The sequence below is a fragment of the Variovorax sp. AC194 genome (assembly GCF_979257995.1).
In genome coordinates this window covers 513275-537560 of sequence record NZ_OZ409823.1, presented here as the reverse complement: position 1 = coordinate 537560, position 24286 = coordinate 513275, and the positions used below count along the sequence as shown (strand labels likewise).

Below are 24286 nucleotides of genomic sequence, written 5' to 3'. Positions count from 1 at the left end.
CTCGGCAACCCCGCACCGGGCCCCGGATTGCGGGCATGGGACAATCGCCCCTTCCCCCGGTTTTCTTTCTTCCATGCCTCCTTGGCACGGGCCCGTCCGGCCCTCAAGCACCATGCGCGCCTTCACGCTCTCCGATTTCGATTTCGACCTGCCGCCCGAACTGGTGGCGCAACACCCGGCTTCCGAACGCACCTCCTCCCGTCTCCTCGACGGCACGGGGGACGCGCCGGCCGACCGCATCTTCAAGGACCTGCCCTCGCTGCTGCGCGCGGGCGACCTCTTGGTCTTCAACGACACGCGCGTGGTCAAGGCGCGCCTCTTCGGCGAGAAGCCGACCGGCGGCAAGCTCGAGTTGCTGGTCGAGCGCGTGCTGCAGGGCCACGAGGTGGTCGCGCACATGAAGGTCAGCAAGAAGCCGCCCGTGGGCACCACGCTGGAGATGGTCGGCGGCTTTCGCGCGACGCTCCTGGGTCGTTGGCCCGAGGAAGACGGCGCGCTGTTCCGCTTCGGCTTGGAGAGCGATGCGGGCGAGGACCCGTATGCGCTGATGGCCCGCTGCGGCCACGTGCCGCTGCCGCCCTACATCACGCACACCGATTCGGCCGACGACGAGAGCCGCTACCAGACCGTGTTCGCGCGCGTGCCCGGCGCGGTGGCCGCGCCCACGGCCGCGCTGCACTTCGACGAAGGCCTGCTGGCCGCGCTCGAAGCCCGCGGCGTGCAGCGCGCCAACGTCACGCTGCACGTGGGCGCCGGCACCTTCCAGCCGGTGAAGACCGAGAACATCGCCGAGCACACGATGCATGCCGAGCGCTACGAAGTGCCCGTGGCCACGCAGCGCGCGATCGCCGAATGCAAGGCGCGCGGCGGCCGCGTCGTCGCCGTGGGCACGACCACCGTGCGCACGCTCGAGTCGTGGGCCCAGAGCGGCGAGGCGACGGGCGACACGCGCATCTTCATCACGCCGGGCTTCGCGTTCGCGCACGTCGACGTGCTCGTCACCAACTTCCATCTGCCCAAGAGCACGCTGATGATGCTGGTCTCGGCCTTTGCGGGGTACGAGCGGGTGATGGCGCTGTACGCCCACGCCATTGCGAACCGCTACCGCTTCTTCAGCTATGGCGACGCCATGCTGCTGGCACGACAAAAAGATTGAAGACGACCATGCTGAACTTCGAACTCCTCAAGACCGACCCCGCGAGCCACGCGCGCCGCGCCACGCTCACGCTCAACCACGGCAAGGTGCAGACGCCGATCTTCATGCCCGTGGGCACCTACGGCACCGTCAAGGGCGTGATGCCGCGCAGCCTGGAAGAGATGGGCGCGCAGATCATCCTGGGCAACACCTTCCACTTGTGGATGCGTCCGGGCCTGGACGTGATGGCCAGCTTCGGCGGGTTGCACCAGTTCGAGAAGTGGAACAAGCCCATCCTCACCGACTCGGGGGGCTTTCAGGTGTGGTCGCTGGGCGCGATGCGCAAGATCAGCGAGGAGGGCGTGAAGTTCGCCTCGCCCGTCAACGGCGACAAGCTGTTCCTCACGCCCGAGGTCTCGATGCAGATCCAGACCATCCTGAACAGCGACATCGTGATGCAGTTCGACGAGTGCACGCCCTACGACACCAAGGGCCACATCACGACCGAGGCCGAGGCGCGCATCTCGATGGAACTGAGCCTGCGCTGGGCCAAGCGTTGCCAGGGCGAATTCACGCGGCTGGAGAACCCCAATGCGCTCTTCGGCATCGTGCAGGGCGGCATGTTCGAGAACCTGCGGGAGGAATCGCTCGCGGCGCTGGTGGACATGGACTTTCCCGGCTACGCCATCGGCGGCGTGAGCGTGGGCGAGCCCAAGGAGGAGATGCTGCACATCATGGGCCACACGCCGCACCGGCTGCCGGCCGACAAGCCGCGCTACCTGATGGGCGTGGGCACGCCCGAGGATCTGGTGCAGGGCGTGGCCGACGGCGTGGACATGTTCGACTGCGTGATGCCGACGCGCAATGCGCGCAACGGCACCATGTTCACGCGCTTCGGCGACCTGAAGATGCGCAACGCCCGCCACAAGAGCGACCCGCAGCCGGTGGACCCCAGCTGCACCTGCCACGCCTGCGCGGGCACCTCGGGCGTGTCGTGGAACGACGGCGGACGCGAAGGCTTCAGCCGCGCCTACCTGCACCACCTGGACCGCTGCGGCGAAATGCTCGGGCCGATGCTGTGCACCATCCACAACCTGCACTACTACCTGAACCTGATGACCGAGATTCGCGCGGCGCTCGACGCGGGCACGTTCACGGAATTCCGCGCACGGTTCAAGGCCGAACGGGCGCGCGGCGTCTAGCCGGCGGCCCTGCACGTCCAACTTCGCGCTTTATTTACTTCGAGGCGCCCGGCGCCTTGATCGCGAGCGGTGTGCTGTACGGCTCGATGCGCAGCAGGTCGTTCTTGAAGACGACGATCTGCCGCAGCGGCGCCTGCACCAGCGCGCCGCCCTCGCCATGCTGCGAGGCGTATTGCCAGAGCGTGAGCTGCCCCTTGTCGGCCAGCATCGCGGCCAGACGCTGCACGGGCGGCGTCGCGCCGGCGCCGAGTTGCGCGGCCTCGATGCCCACGACGACGTCGTCGCGCGGCGAGACCACCTTGAAGAGCAGGATGGGCGCCGCCCCCTGGGCGCGCACCTGCCGCGCCACGATGAGGGCCGGGAGAAGCGCGAAGCTCACGAGGGCGCGGCGATGGAACGAGTTCATGTCCGCAAGCCTATCCACGCGAGACCATCCTGCCCACAGGCCGGAAGCCATACGCCGGGCGGAAGCCCGCGTTTCCACCATGGCGGCCGCATCCGGTACGCTCGTGGCCTGTTTCCACCGCCGTCGTCTTCATTCCCCCATGACCACAGCCTCCTCAACTTCCCCCTACACCGCCCGCTATCCGTCGCTCGCCGGGCGCACCGTCTTCATCTCGGGCGGTGCCAGCGGCATCGGCGAGGCGCTGGTGCGGGCCTTCCATGCGCAGGGCGCGAAGGTCGGCTTCTGCGACCTCGACACGGCCGCCGGCACGGCGCTCGCCGCCCAACTGCAGGGCGAGTCGCCCGCGCTGTTCAGCGCCTGCGACGTGACCGATACCGCCGCGCTCACTGCCATCATCGCTGCCGTGCGAGAGCGCTTCGGCCCGATCGGCGTGCTGCTGAACAACGCCGCCAACGACCGGCGCCACGAGATGGCCGATGTCACCAGCGACGACTTCGATCGCCTCGTGGCCGTCAACTTCAAGCACCAGTTCTTCGCCGCGCAGGCGGTGGCCGACGACATGCGCGCGCTGGGCGGCGGCTCGATCATCAACTTCGGCTCGATCAGCTGGATGATCAAGGGCAAGGGCTACCCGGTCTACCAGGCCTGCAAGGCGGCGGCGCGCGGCCTCACGCGCTCGCTGGCGCGCGACCTGGGCAAGCAGAACATCCGCGTCAACTCGATCGTTCCGGGGTGGGTGATGACCGAGCGGCAGATCAAGCTGTGGGTCAAGCCCGAGTCCGCTGCCGAGATCGATGCCGCACAGTGCCTGCCGGGGCGTGTGATGGCCGAGGACATTGCGGCGATGGCGCTGTTCCTGGCTGCGGATGATTCGAAGATGTGCACCGCGCAGGACTATGTGGTGGATGCGGGTTGGACCTGAAGCCTTCGTTCTCGATCTGCGTGCGCTATTGATTCCCCGAAGGAACCCTCCGGGATCCGGCTCAACGAGACGTCGACAGCGCGTCCATCAGATGTTCGATGAGAACGCGCACCTTCGGGGTGGTGTAGCGCGCCGCTGCATAGAGTAGATACGCGGTGCCCTGGTAGCTGGCCTGGAAGGTCCAATCCGGCAGCACACGGACAACACGGCCCTGCTCCACTGCCTCCCGGGCCACGAAGTCGGGCACGCAGCCAACGCCGAAACCTGCCGAGACTGCATCCAGCCGCATCTCGCTGTAGTTGATGGTGAAGCGCCCTCGAACCAGCACCTCGCGGGTTTCGTCATTGCGAGAGAAACACCATCGGTTGTCCCGGTCCTGCTCGCCCAACGACAGGCAACTGTGATTGACGAGGTCCTCCGGCCGCCCGATGGCATCGTGCGCCGACAGGTAGCCCGGACTGGCAACCACCCATTGCTGCACCGGCATCAGGCTGCGCGCCACCATGCCCTGCGGCGGATCGTCTGTCAGCCGGATCACGAGATCCACGTTCTCCCGCAGGCCGTCGACGCGGCGATCGACCACCATCGCGTGGACATCGACGTCCGGATAGCGCGCGAGAAAAGACAGCAGACAGGGCTGAAGCACATGGCGCGCGAACGCCTTGGGTGCGCTCACCCGCACCAGCCCCTTGGGTGCACGCATGTGCTCCTCCGCCGCCTGCATGGTGGCTTTGGCAGCGTCTACCATTTCGCGCCCACGCTCCAGCACATCCAGTCCCGCCTCCGTCAGACGCAGTTGTCGCGTAGTTCGGTGCATGAGCTTCACGCCCATGGCCTTTTCCAGACGGGATATCTGCCGGCTCACGGCCGATGGCGTCATCGCGAGCTGTTGTGCCGCCTTCGAAAAACTGCCGGATTCCGCAACCAGCACGAAGGCCACCATCTCGTGCATGAAACCGATGAAGTCATTCATTCTCACTGGGTACATGTCCTGTTCTGTGGTGGGTCTAGTTTTGCGCAAGTGCCCCCTGAACAATGCGCCACGTCAAAAAAATTCAGGAGGAAGCGGCGTGAAAAAGAGAAGGATTGGGAGCTTCGATGACCTCGATGCGATGGTGGGACAGGTCGATCATGTGCTCACGCTTTTCAGCGGGGGGCTGGACAGCAGCTACATACTCAAGGAACTGGCAGATCGAGGGTTGCGAACAACGGCTCTCTCGATCGACGTTGGCGAGGGGTGCGACCTTCACGACCTGAAAGAAATCACACAGTTCTTTGGCGTCGACCTGGTGATCGTGGATGCCAGGGAGGAATTTGCCAACGAGGCCGTGGCTCCGGCCATTCGCGCGCAGGCGTTGTACCTGGGCATGTATCCCGTCAGCTCATCGTTGTCTCGCCCCATCCTGGCGCGCTCGGCCGTTCAGGCAGCCGCACGCCTTGGCTGCGGCGCCATCGTGCACACCGCCAACACCTCGCAGAACAGCCTGAGACGGTTGAATGGCGCGATCGACCAGTTGGGCTACACCGGCTGTTATGGCACACCTTACGAGCGCTCGATTCTGAGCCGCGAGGAAAAGATCGCCGCATTGCAGCAAGTGGGGCTCACTCGCTTTCAGGCCAGAGGCATCAGTGGCGATGCCAATTTGTGGTGCAGGGAATTCGAGTCCGGCTCGATCGACAATCCCGAAAGCTTCTGGGTCCCGCCCAGCCTGTTTGAATGGACGCGCGAACCTGAACGAGCCCCTGTTCCCGAGGACATTTTCCTTCGCTTCGAGAGCGGCGTGCCGGTCGCAGTCGACGGGCAATCGTTATCGTTGGTGGACCTGATCGCACAGCTCAATCGGCGTGTGGGCGCTTTCGCCATCGGCAGATACAGCGGGCTGGAGCATCTGGAGGGTGGCCAGAAGGTGCTGGAACTGCGCGAAGCGCCGGCCGCCACCATCTTGATGGATGCCTACCGCCATCTGGAAACGGCCGTTCTCGATGCGGAACTGCTGCGCGAGAAGCGGTCCGTCGAGCAGATCTGGACACGCGAAGCCGTGGAAGGGCGCTGGTACGGGATGCTGCGCGAGAGCGCGGATGCCTTCATTCGCACATCGGCGAGCAAGGTCTCGGGCTCCGTGGGCTACGCGCTGCGCCAAGGCGCGATGGATGTGCGCGCGATACGTGCGGAGAACCCCCTGTACCTCACCGATCGTGACGCGTGGGAGAGGAATTCCGCGCAGCGCACGTTCAGCCCGATCACGTCGGGCGAGCGGACCACCCGGGAAGGGGCATGCACATGACGGGCCCGTCCAAGGCGCAGATCCCTGCGCAAGGGAGCATCCATGTCGAGCCCTTCGCTCGAAAGCTTGAAAGCGACAACTTCGTCTTCATTCCGGGAAACGCGGTGTCGTACCTGTTGGACCTCTCGGCCGGTCAGACGGAAAGCTTCGGCGCGCATTGGGACAGCTTGACGCTGGACCGACACATGGGCGATGGCGGCAACTACCGGTATCGCCGATATGGCGAATTCGAATCGTCCGCAGAGGGCCTTCGAACTCAGTTGCCCCACGGGCCGTACGAACAGCCGAAGTACATCAACGCACTCAATGGCGGCATCGCGCGGTTGTTCGATCCGCTTGAACCCTGCTTCGTCGGCCATGTGGTGCTCGCCGCTTTGCTCGATGCGCTGACGGCAATGTTCAATCACTGCGAAGGGAGGGCATGCCGCTGGAACATCCGGCTGCATCCCTACCGCATCTTCGCCAGCGAAAGCCAGCATGGACAGCCGACGCCGGAGGGCCTGCATCGCGACGGCGTGGACTACGTCGCGAGCTTGTTGATGTCCCGCCGAAACGTGCGGGGAGCCGAAACCACCGTGACCAATCATCTTGGACAGGTGCTCTGGCAGAAGACCCTGATGTACCCATTCGATGTCATCGTCGGAAACGATCACGAAACCATGCATGCGGTGTCTGCACTCACGGCCGTTCCCGGGAGCAACGTGGCATACCGCGATGTGCTTGTCGTCGCGTTCACCCAGATGCCGACATGAGCAACTCTGCCGTCGGGCTCGGTGCCCCAGCATCTGTCGGCAAGCGGCTTTGGCGTGTCCTCAAGTTCGGACACATCGAACTGCTGCTGTTGCTGGTGGCGGCCGTCTGGGGCGGAAGCTACGCCGCGGCCAAGCTGGCGACGCAGCAACTGCCCGTGCTCGAGTTCCTGCTTCTGCGCTTCGGGCTGACGTTCGTGATCCTGTCGCCCGCCTTGTGGCCACTGGTACGCATGCCCTGGCGCGGCGCCTTGGGTGGCGCCTTGATGCTGGGCGTGAACCTCCTGGCCATCTTTGTCTGCGAAACCTTCGGGGTCTCCCTCACCACGGCGTCCAATGCGGCTTTCCTGATCAGCCTGTGCGTCGCCATGACGCCTTTTTGCGAGTGGTGGCTGCTCAAGCAGAAACCCACAGCGGCCGTGTTTGGCGCCGCCGCCCTGTCCATGATCGGTGCTGGACTGCTGGCCTTTCAGCATGGTGGCGGCCCCATGCTGGCTTGGGGCGATGGCCTCATGGTGTTTGCCGCCTTTCTTCGCGGCGTGATGGTGTGCATGACCCGGAAATATGGGCAATCGCATCGACTGCCTGCACTGACCCTGACGGCCATCCAGATGGGGGTGATGACCTTGGGAATTCTTCTCGCGTTGTTGCTGGTGCGAGGCCACGCCTTCCATTCGTTGCCGGTCAGCGCTTCCTTCTGGAGCGCGATGGCATTCCTGGTTCTGATGTGCACTGTGCTCGCGTTCTTCGTCCAGAACTATGCGGCATCGCGAACCAGCCCCAGCCGCGTGGCATTGTTGATGGGAAGCGAACCCCTGTGGGGCGCCTTGGCCGCGGTCCTCTGGATGCAGGAGACGGTGACGGTTCAAGGCTGGGTGGGTGGAGGGTTGATCGTGCTGTCGGCTTGGTGGGTCACACGGCGCGCACCTGGCTCTTGAGTCGCCTCCGAGCGACGACGTTCGCGCCAGCCATGCCAATCCAGCGCTCCCCCCATAGAAAAAGCCCGGCATTGCCGGGCTTTTGTTGACCGATCGCGAAGATCAGTCGCGCAGTTCGGCCGGCAGTGTGCCGCCATTGGCTGCGATGCGGCTCATCACCTGCTTGTGCAGGCCGATGTTCCATTCGGCCGAACCCGGCTCGCCGTCGCTGTAGAGAATTTCGCTGGCCAGTTCCTTGCGCGCGGCAAGGCTGCTGTCCAGGCCCAGCAACTTGAGCAGGTCGACGATCGAAGTGCGCCAGTTCAGGCCGGCGGCACCAGGCATCGCGTCCAGGATGGCGGGCACGTCGCCCAGCGGGATCGAGGGCGGTGGTGCCGCAGCGGCCGGTGCGCCCGATGCAGCCGCCGGCGGTGCGGCGACGACTTCAGCGGCGTTGGCCGACGGAAAAATCTTGGAAAAAATCTTGCCGAAAAAGCTCATGGTAGGAGGTCCTCGTCGTGCGTGGTAGAGGCCGGGCGACGCATGAAAGTGAACGCCGGCTGCGTGCGAAATGCAGCGCAGGCCAAGGTTCTAACACCTTGCGGCGACAGCTTCGCCAAAATCGGCCACGCAGCGTGCGGAATACCCGCTTGCAATGGAAAGATGCAGCGCCTCCGCGCGGCCCTCAGGCCGGCGCTGTGCCGCCACCGGGCCCCGCATGGGCCGAGGTGCCGCAGGCATGGCAGAACTTGGAGAACGCGCTCTTGCGCGCCTCGCACACACCGCAGTGGTCGAACAGGCCGATGCCGCAGTGCGGGCAGAAATCGATCTCGCCGTTCTTCAGGTCCACCTGCCGTTCGCAGCCGGGGCACACGCCCTTGCCTAGCCGTGCGAGCGCGACGTCGTAGCTCAGCTCTTCGCGGCGCACCTGGTCGGGCTGCTGCTCGGCGAGCTTCTGGCGCGCAAGGTACGCGTTGAGCGCGACGATCGCGTAGCGCCCCACCAGCACCGTGAGCACGATGCCCACCACGTAGCGCACATAGCCGCCGTAGCTCGGCAGGTACGGCACCAGCTCCACGAAGAACGCGAACAGCGCGAAGAAGATGAAGCCCCAGACGAACGGCCAGTAGGTGCTCTTGCGCTTCCTGGCGAACAGCCAGCCGGCCACGACCAGGAGCGGCAGCGTGAGCGCCAGGCGGTACGCGAACACGCGCAGCTCGATGCGGCGGTATTCGGCATCGAGCTTCACCTGCGCATCGCGCTCCAGCTCGGCGAGCGCCGTGCGGGCGCGCTGCTCGGCCTGGCGCGCATCGAGCGTGATCTTCTGCTGCGCGTTGACCTGGCGCTGGACGGCGTCTTCCTTCTGCTTGAACGCATCGAGCGCCTTGGTGCGCGCGATGAGTTCGGTGTCCTGGTCGGGCTGCGCGGTGGCGCGGCGGGTGGCGATCCAGTTGCCGAAGGTTTCGCGCGCGTTGGCGCTGGCCTGCTGCGCGGCGGCCAGCTGCAGGCGGATCTGGTCGAGGTCGCGCGCGGCCTGCAGCTCCGTGGCTTCGGAGGCCTTGATGGTGCCCCGCAGCGGCTCGGCCGCGCGCAGGTCGATGAAGTCGTCGATGCCGCGCACGCGTTCGACCTGCGGCAGATCGCCGACGACCGTGCTGCCCAGGCCGATCAGGAAGCTCGCGAACACCAGCGCCACGAGCCAGAGGCCGCGGCGGAACCATTTTTCGGACAGGCGCAATGACTTGCTCATTTCGTTTCTTCTCCAGGAGTTTCTTTTCTTATTGCAGCTTGAACGCCACCGGCGCCCCGCCCAGCCCCGCGCGCGGCATCCACGCGAAGACCGAATCGACCGTCACCGTCTCGATGCGGTCCGAAAACCGCTTCTCGTTCGGATGGTCGTCGAAGGCGATGTTGGCCGAGCCCACGCGGCCGCCCAGCCGCGTGAGCGGGCCGAGCTTCAGCGTGGTCGGCTCGTAGCCCTTGAACTGCATCCACGCCTGCGCCTGCGCGCGGCTGTGGATGGTGGCGGGCTCCATGGCGGCGGCCAGCGTCTCGATGGCCCACTGGTTCGACTGCTGGTACTTCTGCCCCCACGCGTAGCTCACGATGCTGTAGGGCGCCACGTTCAGCCGCACGATGCGCGAGGGCGACTCGGCGAGCGCCGCCAGCAGTTGCGCCTGCACCTGCGGCGTGGGCACGACCCAGGCGGCCTCGTAGCGCCACAGGTCGTCGAGGAAAAATTCGCCCAGCCCCTGCCGGTATACCGCGGCCACCGCGGTGCCGCACTGGTTGAGCTTGTGCACCACGCGCCACGGGCCTTCGTCGGTCTTATAGGCGATGCCCAGGTGCGAGTAACGCAGGCCGTACTTGCTCAGGTCCTGCCCGGCGCGCGCCAGCAGCACGACGCGCGCGCCGCTCGCATCGAGCTGCTGCGAGGTGCGCTCGGCCAGCTGCATGCCGCGGACGATGAGCGCCGGGCTCGGCTTGACCTGCTCGCAAGAGCGCCCGGCCTGCGCCTGCTGCGCCACGAGCGCGAGCAGGCACACCGCGAGCGCGCGCTTCACGACAGCCTCTCGTTGTGCAACAGCGCGCGCCCGATGGCGTTGGGCACGAAGGCCAGCACCTCGCCCGCGGCAGAGAGCACGATGCCGCTGCCGATCACGCTGACCACGACAGCCGTGCCCACCGAGGCCGCCGCGCCGTTGGCTGCGCGCCCCATCACCTTGACGCTGGCGCGTGCGCCATCCGACGCGCGCTCCAGCACGTAGACCGTGCCATCGGCCGACGCCTCGACGGCGACCACCGCGAGCGTCGAGCCGCCCACCGACAGGGCCGCGGGCACCGCGACCACCGCCGTGGCCGATGCGCCGACGACGGACGCCGCGCCGATCACCGAGGCGACGGGCATCAGCGAGAGCGCTGCCGACGCCTCGCTCTGGGCCTGTGCATGAAGCGGCGCCGCGACACCCGCGAACGCGGTGCAGACAGCGAGAGCAAGCGTGGCAATCGACTTTTTCATGACGTTCTTTCGTTGGTTGACGATGGGTTGAAAAACAGCGGCGCTCATTCGGCCGAGGCGGAAGCCGCAGCTTCCTGGCGAGCGGCGCGGCGGCCTTGCAGGCGGGCGTCGACGAGGTCGGCTTCGTGGCGGTCGCGCAGCGTCTTGGCCAGCGTGAAGGCCGAGCTGATGAGAAAGAGCCAGCTCACGCCCAAGAAGGCCTTGTAGGCGTCGTTGATCTCCATGCGCACGAGGCCCCAGCCCGTGAGGCCCATGGCGGTGAAGAAGCTGCCCCAGACCACGAGGCGCCACATCGGCACGTCGCGGCCGGCGCTGCTGCTGGCTTCGGCCTGCTGGCTGTCGCGGATGAACTTGGCCAGCATGAAGGCGGTGCTCAGGCAGAACACGTAGCCCATCACCATGAACGCCCGGTCCAGCGCCTCGCCCGGCAGCCAGCTCAAGCCGGTCGCGCAGAGGAAGACGGCGACAGCGAAAGAAGCCCAGACCTGGAACTGCCAGGCCCGCGTGTCGCGCTGGAGCGAAACGGTGGTGGATGAGAAGGGTTGCATGAGTGCCTCGCGGCGTTGTGAAGGTGGGCGAATGATGGTTCGCCACCGCACCGCGGGACTCGAATGCTTCGACCAGTTCCGGTTTGAGCCGCTACTGGTATCTCCGAGGGATACTTTTCAGGCCGCCAGCAACCCGTTCACGCGCCGCTGCAGCGCCTCGGGCTGCACTTCGGACGGCGGCACGACCTGGCCGACGTTCAGGCCCACGCGGCTGTAGAAGCCGCGGCGGAAGGGCTTGGCCATCGCGACCTGCTGGCCGCCGCGCAGCTCGATGCGGCTGAAGTACGAGCCCCAGAGGTTGGTCAGCGCCATCGGGATCACCGGGGGCTCGATGCCCTCGGCGCGCGCGCTTTCGACGATCTTCATCACGCCGCCCTTGAAGGGCTGCAGCGTGCCGTCGCGGGTGATCGCGCCCTCGGGGAAGATCGCGAGCAGGTCGCCCTCGCGCAGCACGGCCAGCGCCTTGGCGAAGGCCGCTTCGTAGGCAGCAGGGTCTTCCTTCTGCGGCGCGATCGGAATCGCCTTGGCCAGCTTGAACAGCCAGCCGAGCACCGGCACCTTGAAGATGCGGTGGTCCATGATGAAACGGATAGGCCGCGGGCTCGCCGCCATCAGCAGCACCGCGTCGATGAAGCTCACGTGGTTGCACACCAGCACGGCCGCGCCCTCGGTGGGGATGTGCTCGTCGCCCTTGATCTCGAAGCGGTAGACGAAGCGCGACAGCACCCAGGCCACGAAGCGCAGCAGGTACTCGGGCACGAGCATGAAGATGTAGAACGCCACCACCGCGTTGGCGATGCCGGTGAAGAGAAAGATCTGCGGGATCGTGAAGCCTGCGCCCAGCAGCGCGCCCGCGATAACCGAGCTGCCGATCATGAAGAGCGCATTGAGGATGTTGTTCGCCGCGATGATCCGCGCCCGGTGCGTGGGCTGGCTGCGCAGCTGGATGAGCGCGTACATCGGCACGCTGTAGAGCCCCGCAAAGAGCGAGAGCAGCCCCAGGTCGGCCATCACGCGCCAATGCGCCGCCTGGTGCACGAAGGCGCCCAGGCCCATCTCGGCCACCGGCGGCAGCGCGCGCGAGGCGAAGTACAGGTCGATCGCGAACACGCTCATGCCGATCGCGCCCAGCGGCACGAGGCCGATTTCCACCTGCCGGCGGCTGAGCGTCTCGCACAGGAGCGAGCCGACGCCGATGCCGATGGAGAACACCACCAGCAGCAGCGACGCCACCTGCTCGTCGCCGTGCAGCACTTCCTTGGCGAAGCTGGGGAACTGGCTGAGGAACACCGCGCCGAAGAACCACATCCACGAAATGCCCAGCAGCGACCGGAACACCACCACGTTGCCGTGCGCGAGCTTCAGGTTGCGCCAGGTTTCGCTGAAGGGGTTCCAGTTGATGACCAGCCCCGGGTCGGTGGCCGGCGCCTGCGGAATGGCCTGCGCCACGCCGCGCCCGACCAGCGCGAGCAGCACGCAGGCTATGGCCACGCTCGTGTGGCCGATCTGCGGCACCGCCACCAGGAGACCGCCCGCCACTTGTCCGAGAAGAATCGCGACGAAGGTGCCCATCTCGACCATGCCGTTGCCGCCGGTGAGTTCGCGCGAATCCAGCACCTGCGGCAGGTAGGCGAACTTGACCGGCCCGAAGAGCGTGGAGTGCAGCCCCATGAGGAACACGCAGCCCAGCAACACCACCGCATTGGCGGTGATGAAGCCCCAGGCCGCGATCAGCATGATCGCGATTTCCAGGTTCTTGACGAAGCGGATCATCTTCGTCTTGTCGAACTTGTCGGTGAGCTGCCCGGCTGTGGCCGAGAACAGCAAAAAGGGCAGGATGAAGAGGGCGCCGATCGCCAGGCCCGCCATGGCCGGGGGCATCCAGCTCAGTTGCAGTTGGTAGGTCACCATGACGGTGAAGGCGAACTTGAAGAGGTTGTCGTTCGCCGCGCCCGCGAACTGCGTCCAGAAGAAAGGCGCGAAGCGCCGCTGCTTGAGCAAGGCGAACTGGTTGGCGTGGGCGTTCGCTTCGTGAGACGCCACGGGGGTGGCGGCAGCGGCGGGGGTTGTCATTCGAAGAATTCTCCTCAGGCCGTCAGTGCGGCTGCGTCGGGATTGTGCCGCAGCAGCCTGGCTTCCCAGCCCTTCTCCAGCGTGCGCAGCGCCAGCAGCACCGGCAGGCCCGCCAGCGCCGCCGTCAGGTGCTTGAGGGTGTGGCCGGAGACCAGGTGATGCGTCGCCTCGTAGATCTGGCGGTCGCCCAGCTCGAAGGCCTTGGCCAGCGCGTAGAAAAAGATCACCCAGCCCAGCTTGAGCCCGACCGCGCCGCGCATCGGCACGGCCAGCGCCAGGGTGAGCACCAGCGCCATGCCGCCGAACTGCACCAGCGCCCAGGGCATGACGTTGCCGCTTTCCTGCGCCACCTCGGCCGCCAGCAGCCCCGCCGTCAGGATGAACCACGCCGCCGGCCAGCCGGCGCGCTGGCTCACCCGCTCGCACACCGCGATGCCGATCAGCCCCGCGAAGGCCACCGCCATGCCGGCGCGGTCCGCGGCGAGCCGGGGGGCGTCGGGCATCAGGTGATAGAACGCCGAGCCGGCGGCGGTGGCGATGAGGCCGGCGAAGAAGAGCCAGGCGCAGTCCAGCGTGTTGTCCGGCGGGTCGCTGGCGGGCGGGGCGAGCGGAAATTCGGACAGCGCTTCCTGGTGCGAGCGGTCGATGCGGTTCAGGCGGTACAGCCCGAGGAAGCCGATCACCACGAACGGCAGGTTGCTCAGCACGTCCATCGCGTTCGGCAGGCCATGCCAGCCCCGGTCGTCGGCAAAGACCGCGGCGAACGCCACGTCGGCGGCCGGCAGCGCCGGGCCGAAGAAGGCGACGAGCGTGAGCAGCGCGAAGGTGAAGAACAGTGCGCGTTCACGGCGGCTGAAAGTGGGCAGGAGCATGGCGGACCTCGGTTGGGTGGGTAACGAGCCGCGGAATTTAGTTGCCAGTCGCTCTGCAGGCATCGAGAATCGATACGAGGCACTATTTCACACCCAACGGTATCTTTTTCTAATACCCGCCCAGCGCCACACACCCTTCATGAGCACCACCGTCGACCTCGTACTCGCCCTCAAGAACGAACTCAAAAGCGCCCGCATGACCTACGCCGACCTGGCCCGGTCGCTCGACATGGCCGAATCCAGCGTCAAGCGGATGCTGGCCAAGAGCGACATGCCGCTGTCGCGCGTGGACGCCATCTGCCGGGCCCTGAAGATCGATTTCGCCGAGCTCGCCCGCCGCGTGGCCGACGCCCAGCCGCTGCTCAAGGAGCTCACGCACGAGCAGGAAAAGGCGGTGGTCAAGGACAAGAAGCTGCTCCTGGTGGCCATCAGCGTGCTGAGCCAGTGGACGCTGGAGCAGATCGTGACCGCCTACCGCATCAGCGAAGCCGAGTGCATCGGCTGCCTCGCGCAGCTGGACCGCATCGGCATCATCGAGCTGCGCCCGCTCAACCGGTATCGCCTGAAGCTCGCCAAGACCTTCCGCTGGCGGCCGCACGGCCCGGTGATGGAGTTCTTCCGCGAGAACGTGGTGCTGGACTACTACCGCGGCGGCTTCGACGGCCCGGCCGAGGGCCTGCTGCTGGTGCACGGCTCGATCAGCCGCTCGCTGGCGCCCGCCTTCCTGGAACGCCTGCAGCGCGTGGCGCAAGACTTCGCGCAGCAGCACCAGACCGACCAGAAGCTGTCGGCCAAGGACCGCGAGGGCTACACGCTGCTGCTGGGGATGCGCAACTGGGAGTTCGAGCTCTTCACCCGGCTCCGCAGAGCCTGACGGCTCAGGGCTTGGCCGCTTCGAGGGCGTCGCGCGTGGCGCGCGCGGCGTTCTTGGCCGCATCGGCGAAGTCTTCGCCCGACGAGGCGTAGATGATCGCCCGCGACGAGTTCACGATGATCGGCGCATCGGCCCGCCAGCCGGCGCGCACGGTGGCGACCGCATCGCCGCCCTGGGCGCCGACGCCCGGAATCAGCAGCGGCACCGTCGGCGCGAGTGCGCGCACCCGCTCGATTTCCGCCGGATAGGTCGCGCCCACCACGAGGCCGAGCTGGCCGTTGAGGTTCCACGGGCCCTGCGCCAGCTTGGCGACGTGCTCGTAGAGGAAAGGCTGGCCTTCGATATCGGCCAGCCGCTGGCCCTGCAGGTCGGCGCCGCCAGGGTTGCTGGTGCGGCACAGCAGGAAGGCGCCCTTGCCTTCGTGCTTGAGATACGGGGCCACCGAGTCGAAGCCCATGAAGGGCGAGAGCGTCACCGCGTCGGCGCCGTAGCGCTCGAAGGCTTCGATGGCGTACTGCTCGGCCGTGGAGCCGATGTCGCCGCGCTTGGCGTCCAGGATCACGGGCACGTGGGGGGCGGTGCGGCGCATGTGCTCCATCAGCTTCTCGAGCTGGGCTTCGGCGCGGTGCGCGGCGAAGTAGGCGATCTGCGGCTTGAAGGCGATGACCAGGTCGGCCGTCGCATCGACGATGCGCGCGCAGAAGTCGTAGATGCTGGCGGCGTCGCCCTTGTATCCCCCGGGAAACCTGGCCGGCTCGGGATCGAGCCCCACGCAGAGCAACGAACCGTTTTTTTGCTGTGCGGCAGCCAGCTTGTCGAGAAAAGTCATGGGGGCCGATTTTAAGGACCCCATTCGGCAGTCCTACGCCGACGGCGTTTGTTGTTCCGCCGCGAGGCACAGATCGGCCCAGGCGCGCGCCTTGTCGGCGGGATTCCGCAGCAGGTACGCCGGGTGGTAGGTCGCCACCACCGGCACGCCGTCGGCCGACGCCAGCGGCACCGCGCGGCCGCGCAGCTTGCCCAGCGGATCGCCGCTCTGCATCAGGCTTTGCGCGGCCAGCGGGCCCATCGCCAGCACGACGCCGGGGGCGAGCGCGGCGGCGTGTTCCCCGAAGGCTTCGGCGATCTGGCGCGGGCTGCCGGGCTGGCCGGCGGCCACGCCGCGGTGCGTGCGCATGAGGTGAACCGGCGTCTTGCCGTCGTGCAGCTTGAGGGCGCGCAGCATGTTGTCGAGCAGGCGGCCGGCATCGCCCGAGAAAGGCTCGCCATGGCGGCCGTCGGCCTCGGGGGGCATGTCGGCGACGACGAGCCAGCCGCCTTGCGGGGAAGCGGGGGCGTCGGCGGCATCGGCGGCATCGGCGGCGTCGGCATAAAGGCGGCAGGGCGCTTCGACGAGCACTTCGGCGCCGTGCGTGGCGGGCGTCGGCGTCGCGGCCGGGCGCGCGACCGGTGCCGGTGCCGCCGCGGGCCTCGCCACAGGCGCCGGCGCGGCGACCGGCGCTTGCGGCACATGACGCTCGGCGACCGGTTCCGGCGCCACCTCGACCGCGTCATCCACCCCGGGCGCGGCCTCGACCACTTCGGCCGCCTCGGGCACCGGCCACCAGACCTTCACGCCCATCTCGTCGAGCATCGCGCGCTGGCGCGCATCGAGCTTCAGTGTCTGCACCGCACTCATTACTTCAAGGCTCCCCAGGCGGAGCCTGTTTCGTTCAAACGCAAACTCATCACGACCGCGTCTTCGCGCTTGCCTTCGAACGCGGGGTAGTACCCCTTGCGCACGCCGACGCTGCGAAAGCCCTGGCGCGCATAGATCTCCAGTGCGCGCCGGTTGCTCTCGCGCACCTCCAGCCAGAGCCACTGCGCGCCCTCGGCGCGCGACCAGCCGGAGAGCGCCTCCAGCATCAGCGGCGCCCAGCCCTGGCGCTGGAAAGCCGGCGCCACGGTGATGTTGAGGAGGTGCACCTCGTCCACGCCCTTCATGGCGACGAAGTAGCCGATGAGCGTTTCGCCCAGGCCGGTGACCGGCGAGGTCACGCCCTTCGCCAGCCCGGGCGCCAGCAGGCACTGGCAGTGGTAGCCGACAGCCATCGAATCGGTGAAGTTCGCGCGCGTCCAGGGGTGCGTGTAGGCCGTCAGCTCGACCGCGCAGACGGCGTCGATCCGCTCGACGGTGAGCGGCTCGAGGCGGGCTTCGACGGGCTGGAGGACGGCGCTCATGCGGTGGTGGGTGGCGTGACTGCTGCGGCAGCGGCCGCCTTGATGGCGGCGCGCTCCTCGGTGGTTTGCGCCACTTTATCGCGAACATAGAGCGGCCAGGCATGGTCTGCTGGAACGCTCCGCCCTGCCGCGAGCAGCGAGGGCGCCAGCCGCAGCATCGCCGTGGCGGTGGGCAGCACCTCGTGGCGGGCGGCGGCGGGCGCGAGACGGGCGCCGTAGGCGGCGAAGGCATTGCCGGCGAACGACCAGCCGGCGGGCACCTCGAGCGCCTCGGGCGAGAGCAGCAGCGGTTCATCGTCGCCGCCGAGCGGGCCGGCGGCATCGAAGTCGTAGCGGGCGGCGTAGAGCTGGTCCATGCGCGCGTCGAGCACGGCAACAACCTGCCGGGCGCCGAAGGCATGGCGCGCCTCCTCGGCCACGGCCAGCAGGGTGTCGACCGGCAGCAGCGGCACATTGGCGCCGAAGGCCAGGCCCTGGGCCACCGAGCACGCCGTGCGCAGGCCCGTGAAAGATCCAGGCCCGCGGCCGAAGACGATCGCGTCGAGCTCGGCCAGCTTCAATCCGGCGTCGGCCAGCAGCTGCTGGATCAGCGGCAGCAGCGTGGTCGAGGCCTGCGCGCCGCCCGCGCCGCTGTGCGCGAGCAGCTGCTCGCCGTTCTGCACCGCCACCGACAGGTGCTCGGTGCTGGTGTCGAAGGCAAGGAAGCGGGGCGCGATGGGCATCCCCCGATTATCGAGGGCACCCCGGAGGCGCGCCCAGGTTGGGGTAAATCAGCCGGCGCCGGGGTCGTCGCTGCGCAGGATGGCGAGCCCCGCCTGGCGCAGCGGCGCCAGCACCTTCGCGGGCGCGTTGGGCGATACCAGCACGCTCGTCGCGGCGCCGACCGGGTTGATCACCCAGGCCGACGCCACGCCCAGCTTCTCGGACGAGGCCAGCACCACCGTCTCGGCCGACGCGGTCATCAGCGCGCGCTTGATCTCGGCCTCCTCGATGTCGCCGGTGGTCAGCCCCGCCTCGGCGTGCACGCCCGCGACACCCATGAAAAAGGTGTCGGCGTGGACCCGCGCGATGGCGCCCATGGCCGCGGCGCCCACCGCCACCAGCGAATGCTTGAAGAGACGCCCGCCGATCAGCACCACCTCCAGGTGCGCGTGCGCCACCAGCTCGATCGCCACCGAGGGGCTGTGCGTCACCACCGTCGCCTTCAGGTTCTTCGGCAGGTGGCGCGCGAGCTGCACGGCCGTGGTGCCGCCGTCGATGAACACCACCTGCCCCGGCTTCACGAGGCGCGCGGCGGCGCGGCCGATGGCCACCTTTTCTTCGGGCGCGAGTTGCTGGCGGCTCGCGAAATCGGTGTCGGCCGGCGCCATGGGCAGCGCGCCGCCGTGCACGCGCTGCAACAGGCCTTCGGCCGCCAACTCGCGCAGGTCGCGGCGGATGGTGTCTTCGGAGAGCGCGAGCTCCTCGCTGAGCGCCTTGGCCACGACGTTGCCGTCGCGCTGCAGGACCGAGAGGATGTGTTGCTTGCGCTGGCGGGTGAGCATCGGCCGATGGTAGCGGGGCTGCACGGTTTCTGCACGAATTTTCTTGTTATTACACGAATTCGTGCCTATGCTCGCCGCCCATGACCCTCCAAGACCGCGTCCGGGTGCACGAAACCACCCTCCTTTCCGACAACTGGTACGTGCTCAGGACCACCCGCTTCGAGTGGCTGCGCAACGACGGCCAGTGGCAGCGCATGGACCGCGAAACCTACGACCGCGGCAACGGCGCGACGCTCCTGCCCTACAACCTCGCGCAGCGCACGGTGCTGCTCACGCGCCAGTTCCGCTACCCGGCCTTCGTCAACGGCCACGACGATCTGCTGATCGAAGCGGCGGCGGGCCTGCTGGATAACGCAGCGCCCGAAGAGCGCATCCGCGCCGAGGTCGAAGAAGAACTCGGCTACCGGCTCGGCACGGTGCAGAAGATCTTCGAGACGTTCATGAGCCCCGGCTCGGTGACCGAGAAACTGCACTTCTTCGTCGCGCCCTACCAGCCCTCGATGCGCATCGGCAGCGGCGGCGGACTGGCCGAGGAGGGCGAGGACATCGAGGTGCTCGAAGTGGGCATCGACGAGGCGCTCGCGATGGTGGCCGACGGCCGCATCGCCGATGCCAAGACGGTGATGCTGCTGTACCACGCGAAGCTGCACGTCTTTCCCGCGGCGTAACGCCTCAGCGCAGCCAGCCCGCGGGCACCAGGATCAGCTGCGGAAAAAGCACGAAGAGAAACATCAGCGCCGTGAGCGACAGCAGGAACGGCCACACGCCCTGGATCACGCTGTCGAGGCTCACGCGCGCCGTGCCCGCCACGACATTGAGCACCGTGCCCACCGGCGGCGTCAAAAGGCCGATCGCGTTGTTCATGATGAACATCACGCCGAAGTACACCGGATCGATGCCCGCCTTGGTGATCACCGGCATCAGGATGGGCGTCATGATCAGCACCGTGGGCATCAGGTCCAGCGCGGTGCCCACGATGATCACCAAGACCATGATCACGAACATCAGGAGGATCTTGTTGTCCACGAAGGGCTCCAGCAGCTCGGTCACCTGCGCCGGAATGTTGGCGATGGTGATGAGCCAGGCCGACACCAACGCGCAGGCCACCAGGAACAGCACCGTGCTCGATGTCTTGGCGGCGCTCAACACCAGCTCGGGCATGCGCCTGAATTCCAGCTCGCCGTAGACAAAGCGGCCCACGATGAAGGCGTAGACCACGGCCACCACCGCGGCCTCGGTCGGCGTGAACACGCCGAACTTCATGCCGCCGATGATCACGATGGGCAGCACCAGCGCCCAGATGCCGTCGAGCAGGCGGCGCCCGAGTTCGCGCGCATCGAAGCGGCGCACCGCCACGTTCTTTTCCTTCTTCGCGCACAGCCACCAGGTGGCCGTGAGCGTCAGCGCCATCATGACGCCGGGGAACAGCCCGGCCAGGAACAGCTTGGTGATCGACACCTGCGCGACCACGCCGAACACCACGATGGCGATCGACGGCGGAATCACCGGCGCGATGATGCCGCCCGCGGCGATGAGCCCGGCCGCGCGCGGCACGTTGTAGCCCGCGTTGCGCATCATCGGGATCAGGAGCGCCGCGACCGCCGCGGTATCGGCCACCGCCGAGCCCGAGATGCTCGCGACCACCGTGGCCGCGATGATGGCCACGTACCCCAGGCCCCCGCGCACGTGGCCCACCATCGCGTCGGCCACCTTCACGATGCGCGACGACAGGCCGCCCGCATTCATGAGTTCGCCCGCGAGCATGAAGAAAGGCACCGCCATCAGCGGGTAGTTGTTGACGCCCTCGAGCATGTTCTGCGCGAGGATCTGCGTGTCGAAGCTGCCCAGGTGCACCATGAGCGCCACGCCGCACACGAGCAGCGCGAACGCGATGGGCATGCCGAAGGCCATGGCCCCGAGCAGCGAGGTGATGAAGACGAAGATGGTCATGGCGGGTGTCTCGCGGCCTCGTTCATTCGCCCGCGCTGGCGGTGTCGTTCACCAGCTCTGCGCGCGTCATGCGCCCGGTGAAGAGCCGCCAGAGCGATCCCGCCAGGATCAGCGCCATGCCTGCGCTGCTCACCAGGAGGCACGCATATACGAGGCCGATCGGCACGCCGGTGACCGGCGCGCGGTCGTCCATGCCGATGACCACCAGCTTCCAGCTGCCGTGCACCAGCAGCAGGCAGCAGCCGAGCGCGCCCAGGTCGGCCACGCCGCGGCACACGCGCTGGCCGCGCTCGCCCAGCCGCGCGACGATGGTGGACATGCCCAGGTGCGCGTTGTCCTTCATCACCAGCAGCGCGCCGATGAGCGTGAGCCACATGAAGACGAAGCGCGAGGCTTCCTCGGAAAAGACGATGCCCGAGTTGAAGGCGTAGCGCAGCACGACGTTGCCGAACACGAGGGCGACCATGACGGCCATCATCGCGATCATCAGGAAGTTGGCGCCGCGCTCGAAGAGGCGGGAAAGCATGGTGGGATGTCTCCGGTTGTTGTCGTTGTTCTGTCAGCGGCCGCGAAGGCCGATGGCCTCGGCCGGATCGATGCGGTAGAAGCGCATCGCATTGCCGCGCCAGACCGCATCGCACGCGTCCTCATCGAGGGCTTCGAGGCCTTCGGCCACGGTGCGCACCACCTCGGCCATCGGCGCGCGCAGCCCCGACACCGGCAGGTTGCTCGCGAACATGCAACGCTGCGCGCCGAAGATTTCGACCGTCTCGCGCACCACGCGCACCGTGCTGGCGGCGTCCCACGGCGCATCGGGCAGGCCGAACTCCGAGAGCTTCACGTAGACCTCGGGCAGCGCCGCCAGCGCGGTCATGCCGCGCCGCCAGATCGCCAGGCCCGCATCGCTGCGGTCCCACGGCAGGCCGGCGTGCTCGACCGCCACCCGCAAGCCGGGAAAGCGCGCGATGGCCTCGGCCGCCTCTTCGAGGTGCCAGTACGGCACGCGCACATCCCACAGCAGGTCGTGATCGCGCAGGAGGCCCAAGCCACCGAGCCAGCGTTCGTCCTGCAGCGTGCCCGGCTCTCCGCGCACGCTGTGATCGGGCCCGCGCGAGATGCGCGGCTTGCAGCGCACGCCGCGCACCAGCGGCCAGTCCTTGTGCTGGCGCATCTGCGCATCGGCATCGGGCGCGAGGAACTCGACGTTCGCGATCACCGCGTTCGGAAAGCCGTGCGACGCATGCACGGCGTGCAGCCATCGCGTCTCGGCCAGCGACTCGGCGCGCGAGCGCTCGGCCTCGACGTGCACGGTCGCCACGACCGGCAGGTCTTCGACGGCCGCGCGGTAGTCGTCCACGCCGAAGTCGCGCCGCAGCACGGCGTAGTCGCCGAGGAAGAACGCATCGGCGTCGTAGCCCTCCTGCAGCCACGGGAAGTGGCCTTCGGACAGGTGCCAGAGATGGTGGTGCGCGTCGACGACGGCGCGGGGCAGCAGCGTGCTCATGACGTGTTGCGCCTCGCGTCAGGGTTGCGCATCCATCGCCTTGAGCACCGCATCGCCGTTCTTCTCGATGTAGAGCTTGCGCGTCTCGTCGCGCACCACCTGGCGGATGCTCGCGACGTCGGGGGTCTCGTTGATCTGCATGCCTTTGGCGCGCAACTGAGCGATGGCTTCCTTCTCGCCGTCGTTGTTGAGCTTGCGCTGGAAGTTCGCGGCGCTCGCGGCCTCCTCCAGCACGATCTTCTGGAACTCGGGCTTGAGCCCGTCGAAGCGCGCCTTGTTCATGATCACCACCAGCGGCGTGTAGGCATGGCGCGTGAGCGAGAGGTACTTCTGCACCTCGTACATCTTGGAGGAGAGCATCAGCGTGGGCGGGTTCTCCTGCCCGTCGACCGCGCCCGACTCGAGCGCGCCGAACACTTCGGCGAACGGCATCGGCTGCGGGTTGGCGCCCAGCAGCTGGAAGGCCTTGAGGTGCGACGGGTTGGGCGTGGTGCGGATCTTCAGGCCCTTGATGTCGGCCGCGTTGTTGATCGGCCGCTTGTTGTTGCCGAGGCTGCGAAAGCCGATCTCCCAGAACGCCAGCCCCTTGATCTGGTGCGCCGCGAGTTCGTCGAGCAGCGACCGGCCCACCGGGCCGTCGAGCGTGCGGTAGGCCTGCTGCGCATCGGCGAACTGATAGGGCAGGTCGAGCGCGTTGAGCCGCGGCGCCAGGCCCGTGACGAACGGATTGCCGGTCGCGCCGATGTCGATGGTGCCGCTGCGCACGCCGGTCACCAGCGTCACGTCGTTGCCCAGCTGGCTGTTGGCGAAGACCTGGATCTCCACGCCGCCCTGCGTGCGCTCCTTCACGCGCTTCGCGAATTCGAGCGCGGCCTTGTGCTGCGAATCGGTCTCGGGGACCGTGTGGCTGAAGCGCAGCTTCACGGGCGATTGCGCGGTTGCAGTGCTTGCCGCAAAGGCCATCGTCGCCGCCATCAGCACCGATGAAAGCGCCTTGAATTTCCTGTTCATGTCTCTTGTCTCCTGTCGTTGAAATCTGCGGGTGCGCTTCGGCGCGCGTCGGAGCACGTCAGACCGTGACCTTGGCTTCCTTCACCACCTGCGCCCACTTGTCTTTCTCGGTCGCGATGAAGGCCGTGAATTTCGCGGCCGTGCCGCCGCCGTCTTCGGCGCCGTAGCTCGCGAGCTTGGCGGCCACGTCGGGCATCGCGAGCACGCGGTTGAAGTCCTCGTTCATCCGCTGCACCATCTCGGGCGGCATCTGCGCCGGGCCGACGAGGCCGTACCAGGTGCTCGCATCGAAGCCGGGGTAGCCCAGCTCGGCCACCGTGGGCACCTGCGGGTGCGCGGGCGAGCGCTGCAGGCGCGTCTGCGCGAGCGCCACGAGCTTGCCGCTGGCCACATGCGGCGTGGCCGAGGTCATGGTCTCGAAGCTGTAATCGATCTGCCCGCCGATGAGATCGGTGAGCATCGGCCCCGAGCCGCGGTACGGCACATGCAGCGCATCGACCCCCGCGCGCAGCTTGAAGAGCTCGATGGCCATGTGCTGCGAGGCGCCCGTGCCCGAGGAGCCGAAGGTCACCGTGCCGGGCTTGGCGCGGCACAGCGCCACCAGGTCCTTCACCGTGCGCGCGGGCTGGCTCGGGTTGCAGATCAGCAGGTTGGGCGTGACGCCCACCAGCACCAGCGGCGTGAAGTCGCGCTCCACCACGTAGCCCAGCGTGGGGTAGAGCGCGGGCGCGATCGCGTGGTTGCTGATGTTGGTCATCAGCAGCACGGTGCCGTTGGCCGGTTGCTTGGCGACGTACTCCGCCGCGATCACCCCGCCCGCGCCGGCCTTGTTCTCGACCGTGACCGGCACGCCCCAGGCGGTGGCGAGCTTCTGCGCCATCACGCGCGCCATCACGTCGGTGCCGCCGCCGGGCGGAAAGCCCACGACGATGCGCACCGGCGCGGTGGGCAGCGGCGATGCTGCCGCGAAAGAGGGAACGGCCGCCGCGGCGGTTGCCGCGAGGCCCGAAGCGATGAAGTGGCGTCTTTGCATGGTGCGTTTGTCTCCGTCTTTT

The 24286-nt window shown here is 67.5% G+C and carries 27 protein-coding genes; 8 read left to right on the top strand and 19 right to left on the bottom strand.

The window, feature by feature from the left end; genetic code table 11:
- Nucleotides 1-112 precede the first annotated feature (112 nt).
- Complete coding sequence (queA, locus tag ACZYRS_RS02560; RefSeq protein WP_463418012.1) at nucleotides 113-1156, top strand: tRNA preQ1(34) S-adenosylmethionine ribosyltransferase-isomerase QueA; 1044 nt, start codon at nucleotides 113-115, stop codon at nucleotides 1154-1156.
- Nucleotides 1157-1164: 8 nt separating this feature from the next.
- The gene (gene tgt / locus ACZYRS_RS02555) at nucleotides 1165-2337 is read left to right on the top strand and encodes a tRNA guanosine(34) transglycosylase Tgt (RefSeq protein ID WP_198788939.1); all 1173 of its coding nucleotides are present in this window, start codon (nucleotides 1165-1167) and stop codon (nucleotides 2335-2337) included.
- A gap of 34 nt (nucleotides 2338-2371) precedes the next feature.
- Here tgt and ACZYRS_RS02550 read toward each other — a convergent pair whose 3' ends face one another.
- Nucleotides 2372-2743, bottom strand: a complete 372-nt coding sequence (locus ACZYRS_RS02550) for a hypothetical protein (RefSeq protein WP_463418011.1) — start codon at nucleotides 2741-2743, stop codon at nucleotides 2372-2374.
- 139 nt (nucleotides 2744-2882) lie between these two features.
- On the opposite strand from ACZYRS_RS02550, the gene ACZYRS_RS02545 reads away from it, so the two are divergent.
- Nucleotides 2883-3665 carry an SDR family NAD(P)-dependent oxidoreductase gene (locus ACZYRS_RS02545; protein WP_463418010.1) on the top strand — a complete coding sequence of 261 codons (783 nt, stop codon included), beginning with the start codon at nucleotides 2883-2885 and terminating at the stop codon, nucleotides 3663-3665.
- A 61-nt stretch (nucleotides 3666-3726) separates the two neighbouring features.
- Here the strand turns inward: ACZYRS_RS02545 and ACZYRS_RS02540 are convergent, their stop codons facing one another.
- On the bottom strand, nucleotides 3727-4638 hold the full coding sequence (locus tag ACZYRS_RS02540) for a LysR family transcriptional regulator (protein ID WP_463418009.1): 912 nt from the start codon (nucleotides 4636-4638) through the stop codon (nucleotides 3727-3729).
- Between the two features lie 97 nt (nucleotides 4639-4735).
- Here ACZYRS_RS02540 and ACZYRS_RS02535 point away from each other — a divergent pair, with 97 nt between their 5' ends.
- Genes ACZYRS_RS02535 through ACZYRS_RS02525 form a run of 3 tightly spaced genes read left to right on the top strand, consistent with a single transcriptional unit; the run spans nucleotide 4736 to nucleotide 7637 of the window.
- A complete protein-coding gene (locus ACZYRS_RS02535) occupies nucleotides 4736-5950 on the top strand; it encodes an argininosuccinate synthase-related protein (protein WP_463418008.1) in 1215 nt (404 codons plus the stop codon).
- On the top strand, nucleotides 5947-6702 hold the full coding sequence (locus ACZYRS_RS02530) for a 2OG-Fe dioxygenase family protein (RefSeq protein WP_198788934.1): 756 nt from the start codon (nucleotides 5947-5949) through the stop codon (nucleotides 6700-6702). The genes ACZYRS_RS02535 and ACZYRS_RS02530 overlap by 4 nt, the downstream gene beginning before the upstream one ends.
- The gene (locus tag ACZYRS_RS02525; RefSeq protein WP_463418007.1) at nucleotides 6699-7637 is read left to right on the top strand and encodes a DMT family transporter; all 939 of its coding nucleotides are present in this window, start codon (nucleotides 6699-6701) and stop codon (nucleotides 7635-7637) included. The genes ACZYRS_RS02530 and ACZYRS_RS02525 overlap by 4 nt, the downstream gene beginning before the upstream one ends.
- 102 nt (nucleotides 7638-7739) lie before the next feature.
- Here ACZYRS_RS02525 and ACZYRS_RS02520 read toward each other — a convergent pair whose 3' ends face one another.
- The 7 genes from ACZYRS_RS02520 to ACZYRS_RS02490 form a co-directional block, all read right to left on the bottom strand.
- Nucleotides 7740-8117, bottom strand: a complete 378-nt coding sequence (locus ACZYRS_RS02520; RefSeq protein WP_198788932.1) for a DUF3597 domain-containing protein — start codon at nucleotides 8115-8117, stop codon at nucleotides 7740-7742.
- Nucleotides 8118-8301: 184 nt separating this feature from the next.
- Nucleotides 8302-9366 (bottom strand): serine endopeptidase, encoded by a 1065-nt coding sequence (locus ACZYRS_RS02515; protein ID WP_463418006.1) that lies wholly within the window; start codon nucleotides 9364-9366, stop codon nucleotides 8302-8304.
- A gap of 28 nt (nucleotides 9367-9394) precedes the next feature.
- Nucleotides 9395-10180 carry a DUF2145 domain-containing protein gene (locus ACZYRS_RS02510; RefSeq protein ID WP_463418005.1) on the bottom strand — a complete coding sequence of 262 codons (786 nt, stop codon included), beginning with the start codon at nucleotides 10178-10180 and terminating at the stop codon, nucleotides 9395-9397.
- On the bottom strand, nucleotides 10177-10635 hold the full coding sequence (locus ACZYRS_RS02505; protein WP_463418004.1) for a hypothetical protein: 459 nt from the start codon (nucleotides 10633-10635) through the stop codon (nucleotides 10177-10179). Before ACZYRS_RS02505 ends, ACZYRS_RS02510 begins: the two co-directional genes overlap by 4 nt.
- Before the next feature lie 44 nt (nucleotides 10636-10679).
- On the bottom strand, nucleotides 10680-11183 hold the full coding sequence (locus ACZYRS_RS02500; RefSeq protein WP_463418003.1) for a YiaA/YiaB family inner membrane protein: 504 nt from the start codon (nucleotides 11181-11183) through the stop codon (nucleotides 10680-10682).
- 117 nt (nucleotides 11184-11300) lie between these two features.
- Nucleotides 11301-13256, bottom strand: coding sequence for an MFS transporter (locus tag ACZYRS_RS02495; RefSeq protein ID WP_463418002.1), 1956 nt, complete (start codon nucleotides 13254-13256; stop codon nucleotides 11301-11303).
- 14 nt (nucleotides 13257-13270) lie between these two features.
- Complete coding sequence (locus ACZYRS_RS02490; RefSeq protein ID WP_198788926.1) at nucleotides 13271-14128, bottom strand: hypothetical protein; 858 nt, start codon at nucleotides 14126-14128, stop codon at nucleotides 13271-13273.
- 139 nt (nucleotides 14129-14267) lie between these two features.
- On the opposite strand from ACZYRS_RS02490, the gene ACZYRS_RS02485 reads away from it, so the two are divergent.
- Entirely contained in the window at nucleotides 14268-15002 is a 735-nt protein-coding gene (locus tag ACZYRS_RS02485; RefSeq protein WP_042577449.1) for a helix-turn-helix domain-containing protein, read from the top strand.
- A 4-nt stretch (nucleotides 15003-15006) separates the two neighbouring features.
- Here ACZYRS_RS02485 and pyrF read toward each other — a convergent pair whose 3' ends face one another.
- Genes pyrF through ACZYRS_RS02460 form a run of 5 tightly spaced genes read right to left on the bottom strand, consistent with a single transcriptional unit; the run spans nucleotide 15007 to nucleotide 18766 of the window.
- On the bottom strand, nucleotides 15007-15831 hold the full coding sequence (gene pyrF / locus ACZYRS_RS02480; protein WP_463418001.1) for an orotidine-5'-phosphate decarboxylase: 825 nt from the start codon (nucleotides 15829-15831) through the stop codon (nucleotides 15007-15009).
- Nucleotides 15832-15864: 33 nt separating this feature from the next.
- Nucleotides 15865-16680 carry a uracil-DNA glycosylase gene (locus ACZYRS_RS02475; protein WP_463418000.1) on the bottom strand — a complete coding sequence of 272 codons (816 nt, stop codon included), beginning with the start codon at nucleotides 16678-16680 and terminating at the stop codon, nucleotides 15865-15867.
- Nucleotides 16680-17222: a ribosomal protein S18-alanine N-acetyltransferase gene (rimI, locus tag ACZYRS_RS02470; RefSeq protein WP_463417999.1), complete on the bottom strand. Its 543-nt coding sequence runs from the start codon at nucleotides 17220-17222 to the stop codon at nucleotides 16680-16682. Before rimI ends, ACZYRS_RS02475 begins: the two co-directional genes overlap by 1 nt.
- Complete coding sequence (gene tsaB / locus ACZYRS_RS02465) at nucleotides 17219-17944, bottom strand: tRNA (adenosine(37)-N6)-threonylcarbamoyltransferase complex dimerization subunit type 1 TsaB (RefSeq protein ID WP_463417998.1); 726 nt, start codon at nucleotides 17942-17944, stop codon at nucleotides 17219-17221. Before tsaB ends, rimI begins: the two co-directional genes overlap by 4 nt.
- Before the next feature lie 48 nt (nucleotides 17945-17992).
- The gene (locus ACZYRS_RS02460; protein WP_463417997.1) at nucleotides 17993-18766 is read right to left on the bottom strand and encodes a DeoR/GlpR family DNA-binding transcription regulator; all 774 of its coding nucleotides are present in this window, start codon (nucleotides 18764-18766) and stop codon (nucleotides 17993-17995) included.
- Between the two features lie 80 nt (nucleotides 18767-18846).
- On the opposite strand from ACZYRS_RS02460, the gene ACZYRS_RS02455 reads away from it, so the two are divergent.
- The gene (locus ACZYRS_RS02455; protein WP_463417996.1) at nucleotides 18847-19434 is read left to right on the top strand and encodes a GDP-mannose pyrophosphatase; all 588 of its coding nucleotides are present in this window, start codon (nucleotides 18847-18849) and stop codon (nucleotides 19432-19434) included.
- A 4-nt stretch (nucleotides 19435-19438) separates the two neighbouring features.
- Here ACZYRS_RS02455 and ACZYRS_RS02450 read toward each other — a convergent pair whose 3' ends face one another.
- Genes ACZYRS_RS02450 through ACZYRS_RS02430 form a run of 5 tightly spaced genes read right to left on the bottom strand, consistent with a single transcriptional unit; the run spans nucleotide 19439 to nucleotide 24264 of the window.
- Complete coding sequence (locus tag ACZYRS_RS02450) at nucleotides 19439-20716, bottom strand: TRAP transporter large permease subunit (protein ID WP_463417995.1); 1278 nt, start codon at nucleotides 20714-20716, stop codon at nucleotides 19439-19441.
- Nucleotides 20717-20738: 22 nt separating this feature from the next.
- Entirely contained in the window at nucleotides 20739-21242 is a 504-nt protein-coding gene (locus ACZYRS_RS02445) for a TRAP transporter small permease (RefSeq protein ID WP_198788918.1), read from the bottom strand.
- 33 nt (nucleotides 21243-21275) lie between these two features.
- Nucleotides 21276-22220: an amidohydrolase family protein gene (locus tag ACZYRS_RS02440; RefSeq protein WP_463417994.1), complete on the bottom strand. Its 945-nt coding sequence runs from the start codon at nucleotides 22218-22220 to the stop codon at nucleotides 21276-21278.
- A gap of 18 nt (nucleotides 22221-22238) precedes the next feature.
- Entirely contained in the window at nucleotides 22239-23231 is a 993-nt protein-coding gene (locus ACZYRS_RS02435) for a TRAP transporter substrate-binding protein (protein ID WP_463417993.1), read from the bottom strand.
- Between the two features lie 58 nt (nucleotides 23232-23289).
- Nucleotides 23290-24264: a Bug family tripartite tricarboxylate transporter substrate binding protein gene (locus tag ACZYRS_RS02430; protein ID WP_198788916.1), complete on the bottom strand. Its 975-nt coding sequence runs from the start codon at nucleotides 24262-24264 to the stop codon at nucleotides 23290-23292.
- Between the last annotated feature and the right edge of the window lie 22 nt (nucleotides 24265-24286).

What these genes read in the sequence shown, in the direction of transcription:
- ACZYRS_RS02460 (WP_463417997.1), bottom strand. Translation starts at nt 18,766, where the DNA reads ATGCTCACCCGCCAGCGCAAGCAACACATCCTCTCGGTCCTGCAGCGC.
- tsaB (WP_463417998.1), bottom strand. Translation starts at nt 17,944, where the DNA reads ATGCCCATCGCGCCCCGCTTCCTTGCCTTCGACACCAGCACCGAGCAC.
- ACZYRS_RS02515 (WP_463418006.1), bottom strand. Translation starts at nt 9,366, where the DNA reads ATGAGCAAGTCATTGCGCCTGTCCGAAAAATGGTTCCGCCGCGGCCTC.
- ACZYRS_RS02505 (WP_463418004.1), bottom strand. Translation starts at nt 10,635, where the DNA reads ATGAAAAAGTCGATTGCCACGCTTGCTCTCGCTGTCTGCACCGCGTTC.
- queA (WP_463418012.1), top strand. Translation starts at nt 113, where the DNA reads ATGCGCGCCTTCACGCTCTCCGATTTCGATTTCGACCTGCCGCCCGAA.
- ACZYRS_RS02540 (WP_463418009.1), bottom strand. Translation starts at nt 4,638, where the DNA reads ATGAATGACTTCATCGGTTTCATGCACGAGATGGTGGCCTTCGTGCTG.
- ACZYRS_RS02520 (WP_198788932.1), bottom strand. Translation starts at nt 8,117, where the DNA reads ATGAGCTTTTTCGGCAAGATTTTTTCCAAGATTTTTCCGTCGGCCAAC.
- ACZYRS_RS02440 (WP_463417994.1), bottom strand. Translation starts at nt 22,220, where the DNA reads ATGAGCACGCTGCTGCCCCGCGCCGTCGTCGACGCGCACCACCATCTC.
- ACZYRS_RS02490 (WP_198788926.1), bottom strand. Translation starts at nt 14,128, where the DNA reads ATGCTCCTGCCCACTTTCAGCCGCCGTGAACGCGCACTGTTCTTCACC.
- pyrF (WP_463418001.1), bottom strand. Translation starts at nt 15,831, where the DNA reads ATGACTTTTCTCGACAAGCTGGCTGCCGCACAGCAAAAAAACGGTTCG.
- ACZYRS_RS02530 (WP_198788934.1), top strand. Translation starts at nt 5,947, where the DNA reads ATGACGGGCCCGTCCAAGGCGCAGATCCCTGCGCAAGGGAGCATCCAT.
- ACZYRS_RS02495 (WP_463418002.1), bottom strand. Translation starts at nt 13,256, where the DNA reads ATGACAACCCCCGCCGCTGCCGCCACCCCCGTGGCGTCTCACGAAGCG.
- ACZYRS_RS02475 (WP_463418000.1), bottom strand. Translation starts at nt 16,680, where the DNA reads ATGAGTGCGGTGCAGACACTGAAGCTCGATGCGCGCCAGCGCGCGATG.
- ACZYRS_RS02525 (WP_463418007.1), top strand. Translation starts at nt 6,699, where the DNA reads ATGAGCAACTCTGCCGTCGGGCTCGGTGCCCCAGCATCTGTCGGCAAG.
- ACZYRS_RS02435 (WP_463417993.1), bottom strand. Translation starts at nt 23,231, where the DNA reads ATGAACAGGAAATTCAAGGCGCTTTCATCGGTGCTGATGGCGGCGACG.
- ACZYRS_RS02485 (WP_042577449.1), top strand. Translation starts at nt 14,268, where the DNA reads ATGAGCACCACCGTCGACCTCGTACTCGCCCTCAAGAACGAACTCAAA.
- rimI (WP_463417999.1), bottom strand. Translation starts at nt 17,222, where the DNA reads ATGAGCGCCGTCCTCCAGCCCGTCGAAGCCCGCCTCGAGCCGCTCACC.
- ACZYRS_RS02445 (WP_198788918.1), bottom strand. Translation starts at nt 21,242, where the DNA reads ATGCTTTCCCGCCTCTTCGAGCGCGGCGCCAACTTCCTGATGATCGCG.
- tgt (WP_198788939.1), top strand. Translation starts at nt 1,165, where the DNA reads ATGCTGAACTTCGAACTCCTCAAGACCGACCCCGCGAGCCACGCGCGC.
- ACZYRS_RS02500 (WP_463418003.1), bottom strand. Translation starts at nt 11,183, where the DNA reads ATGCAACCCTTCTCATCCACCACCGTTTCGCTCCAGCGCGACACGCGG.
- ACZYRS_RS02430 (WP_198788916.1), bottom strand. Translation starts at nt 24,264, where the DNA reads ATGCAAAGACGCCACTTCATCGCTTCGGGCCTCGCGGCAACCGCCGCG.
- ACZYRS_RS02450 (WP_463417995.1), bottom strand. Translation starts at nt 20,716, where the DNA reads ATGACCATCTTCGTCTTCATCACCTCGCTGCTCGGGGCCATGGCCTTC.
- ACZYRS_RS02550 (WP_463418011.1), bottom strand. Translation starts at nt 2,743, where the DNA reads ATGAACTCGTTCCATCGCCGCGCCCTCGTGAGCTTCGCGCTTCTCCCG.
- ACZYRS_RS02455 (WP_463417996.1), top strand. Translation starts at nt 18,847, where the DNA reads ATGACCCTCCAAGACCGCGTCCGGGTGCACGAAACCACCCTCCTTTCC.
- ACZYRS_RS02545 (WP_463418010.1), top strand. Translation starts at nt 2,883, where the DNA reads ATGACCACAGCCTCCTCAACTTCCCCCTACACCGCCCGCTATCCGTCG.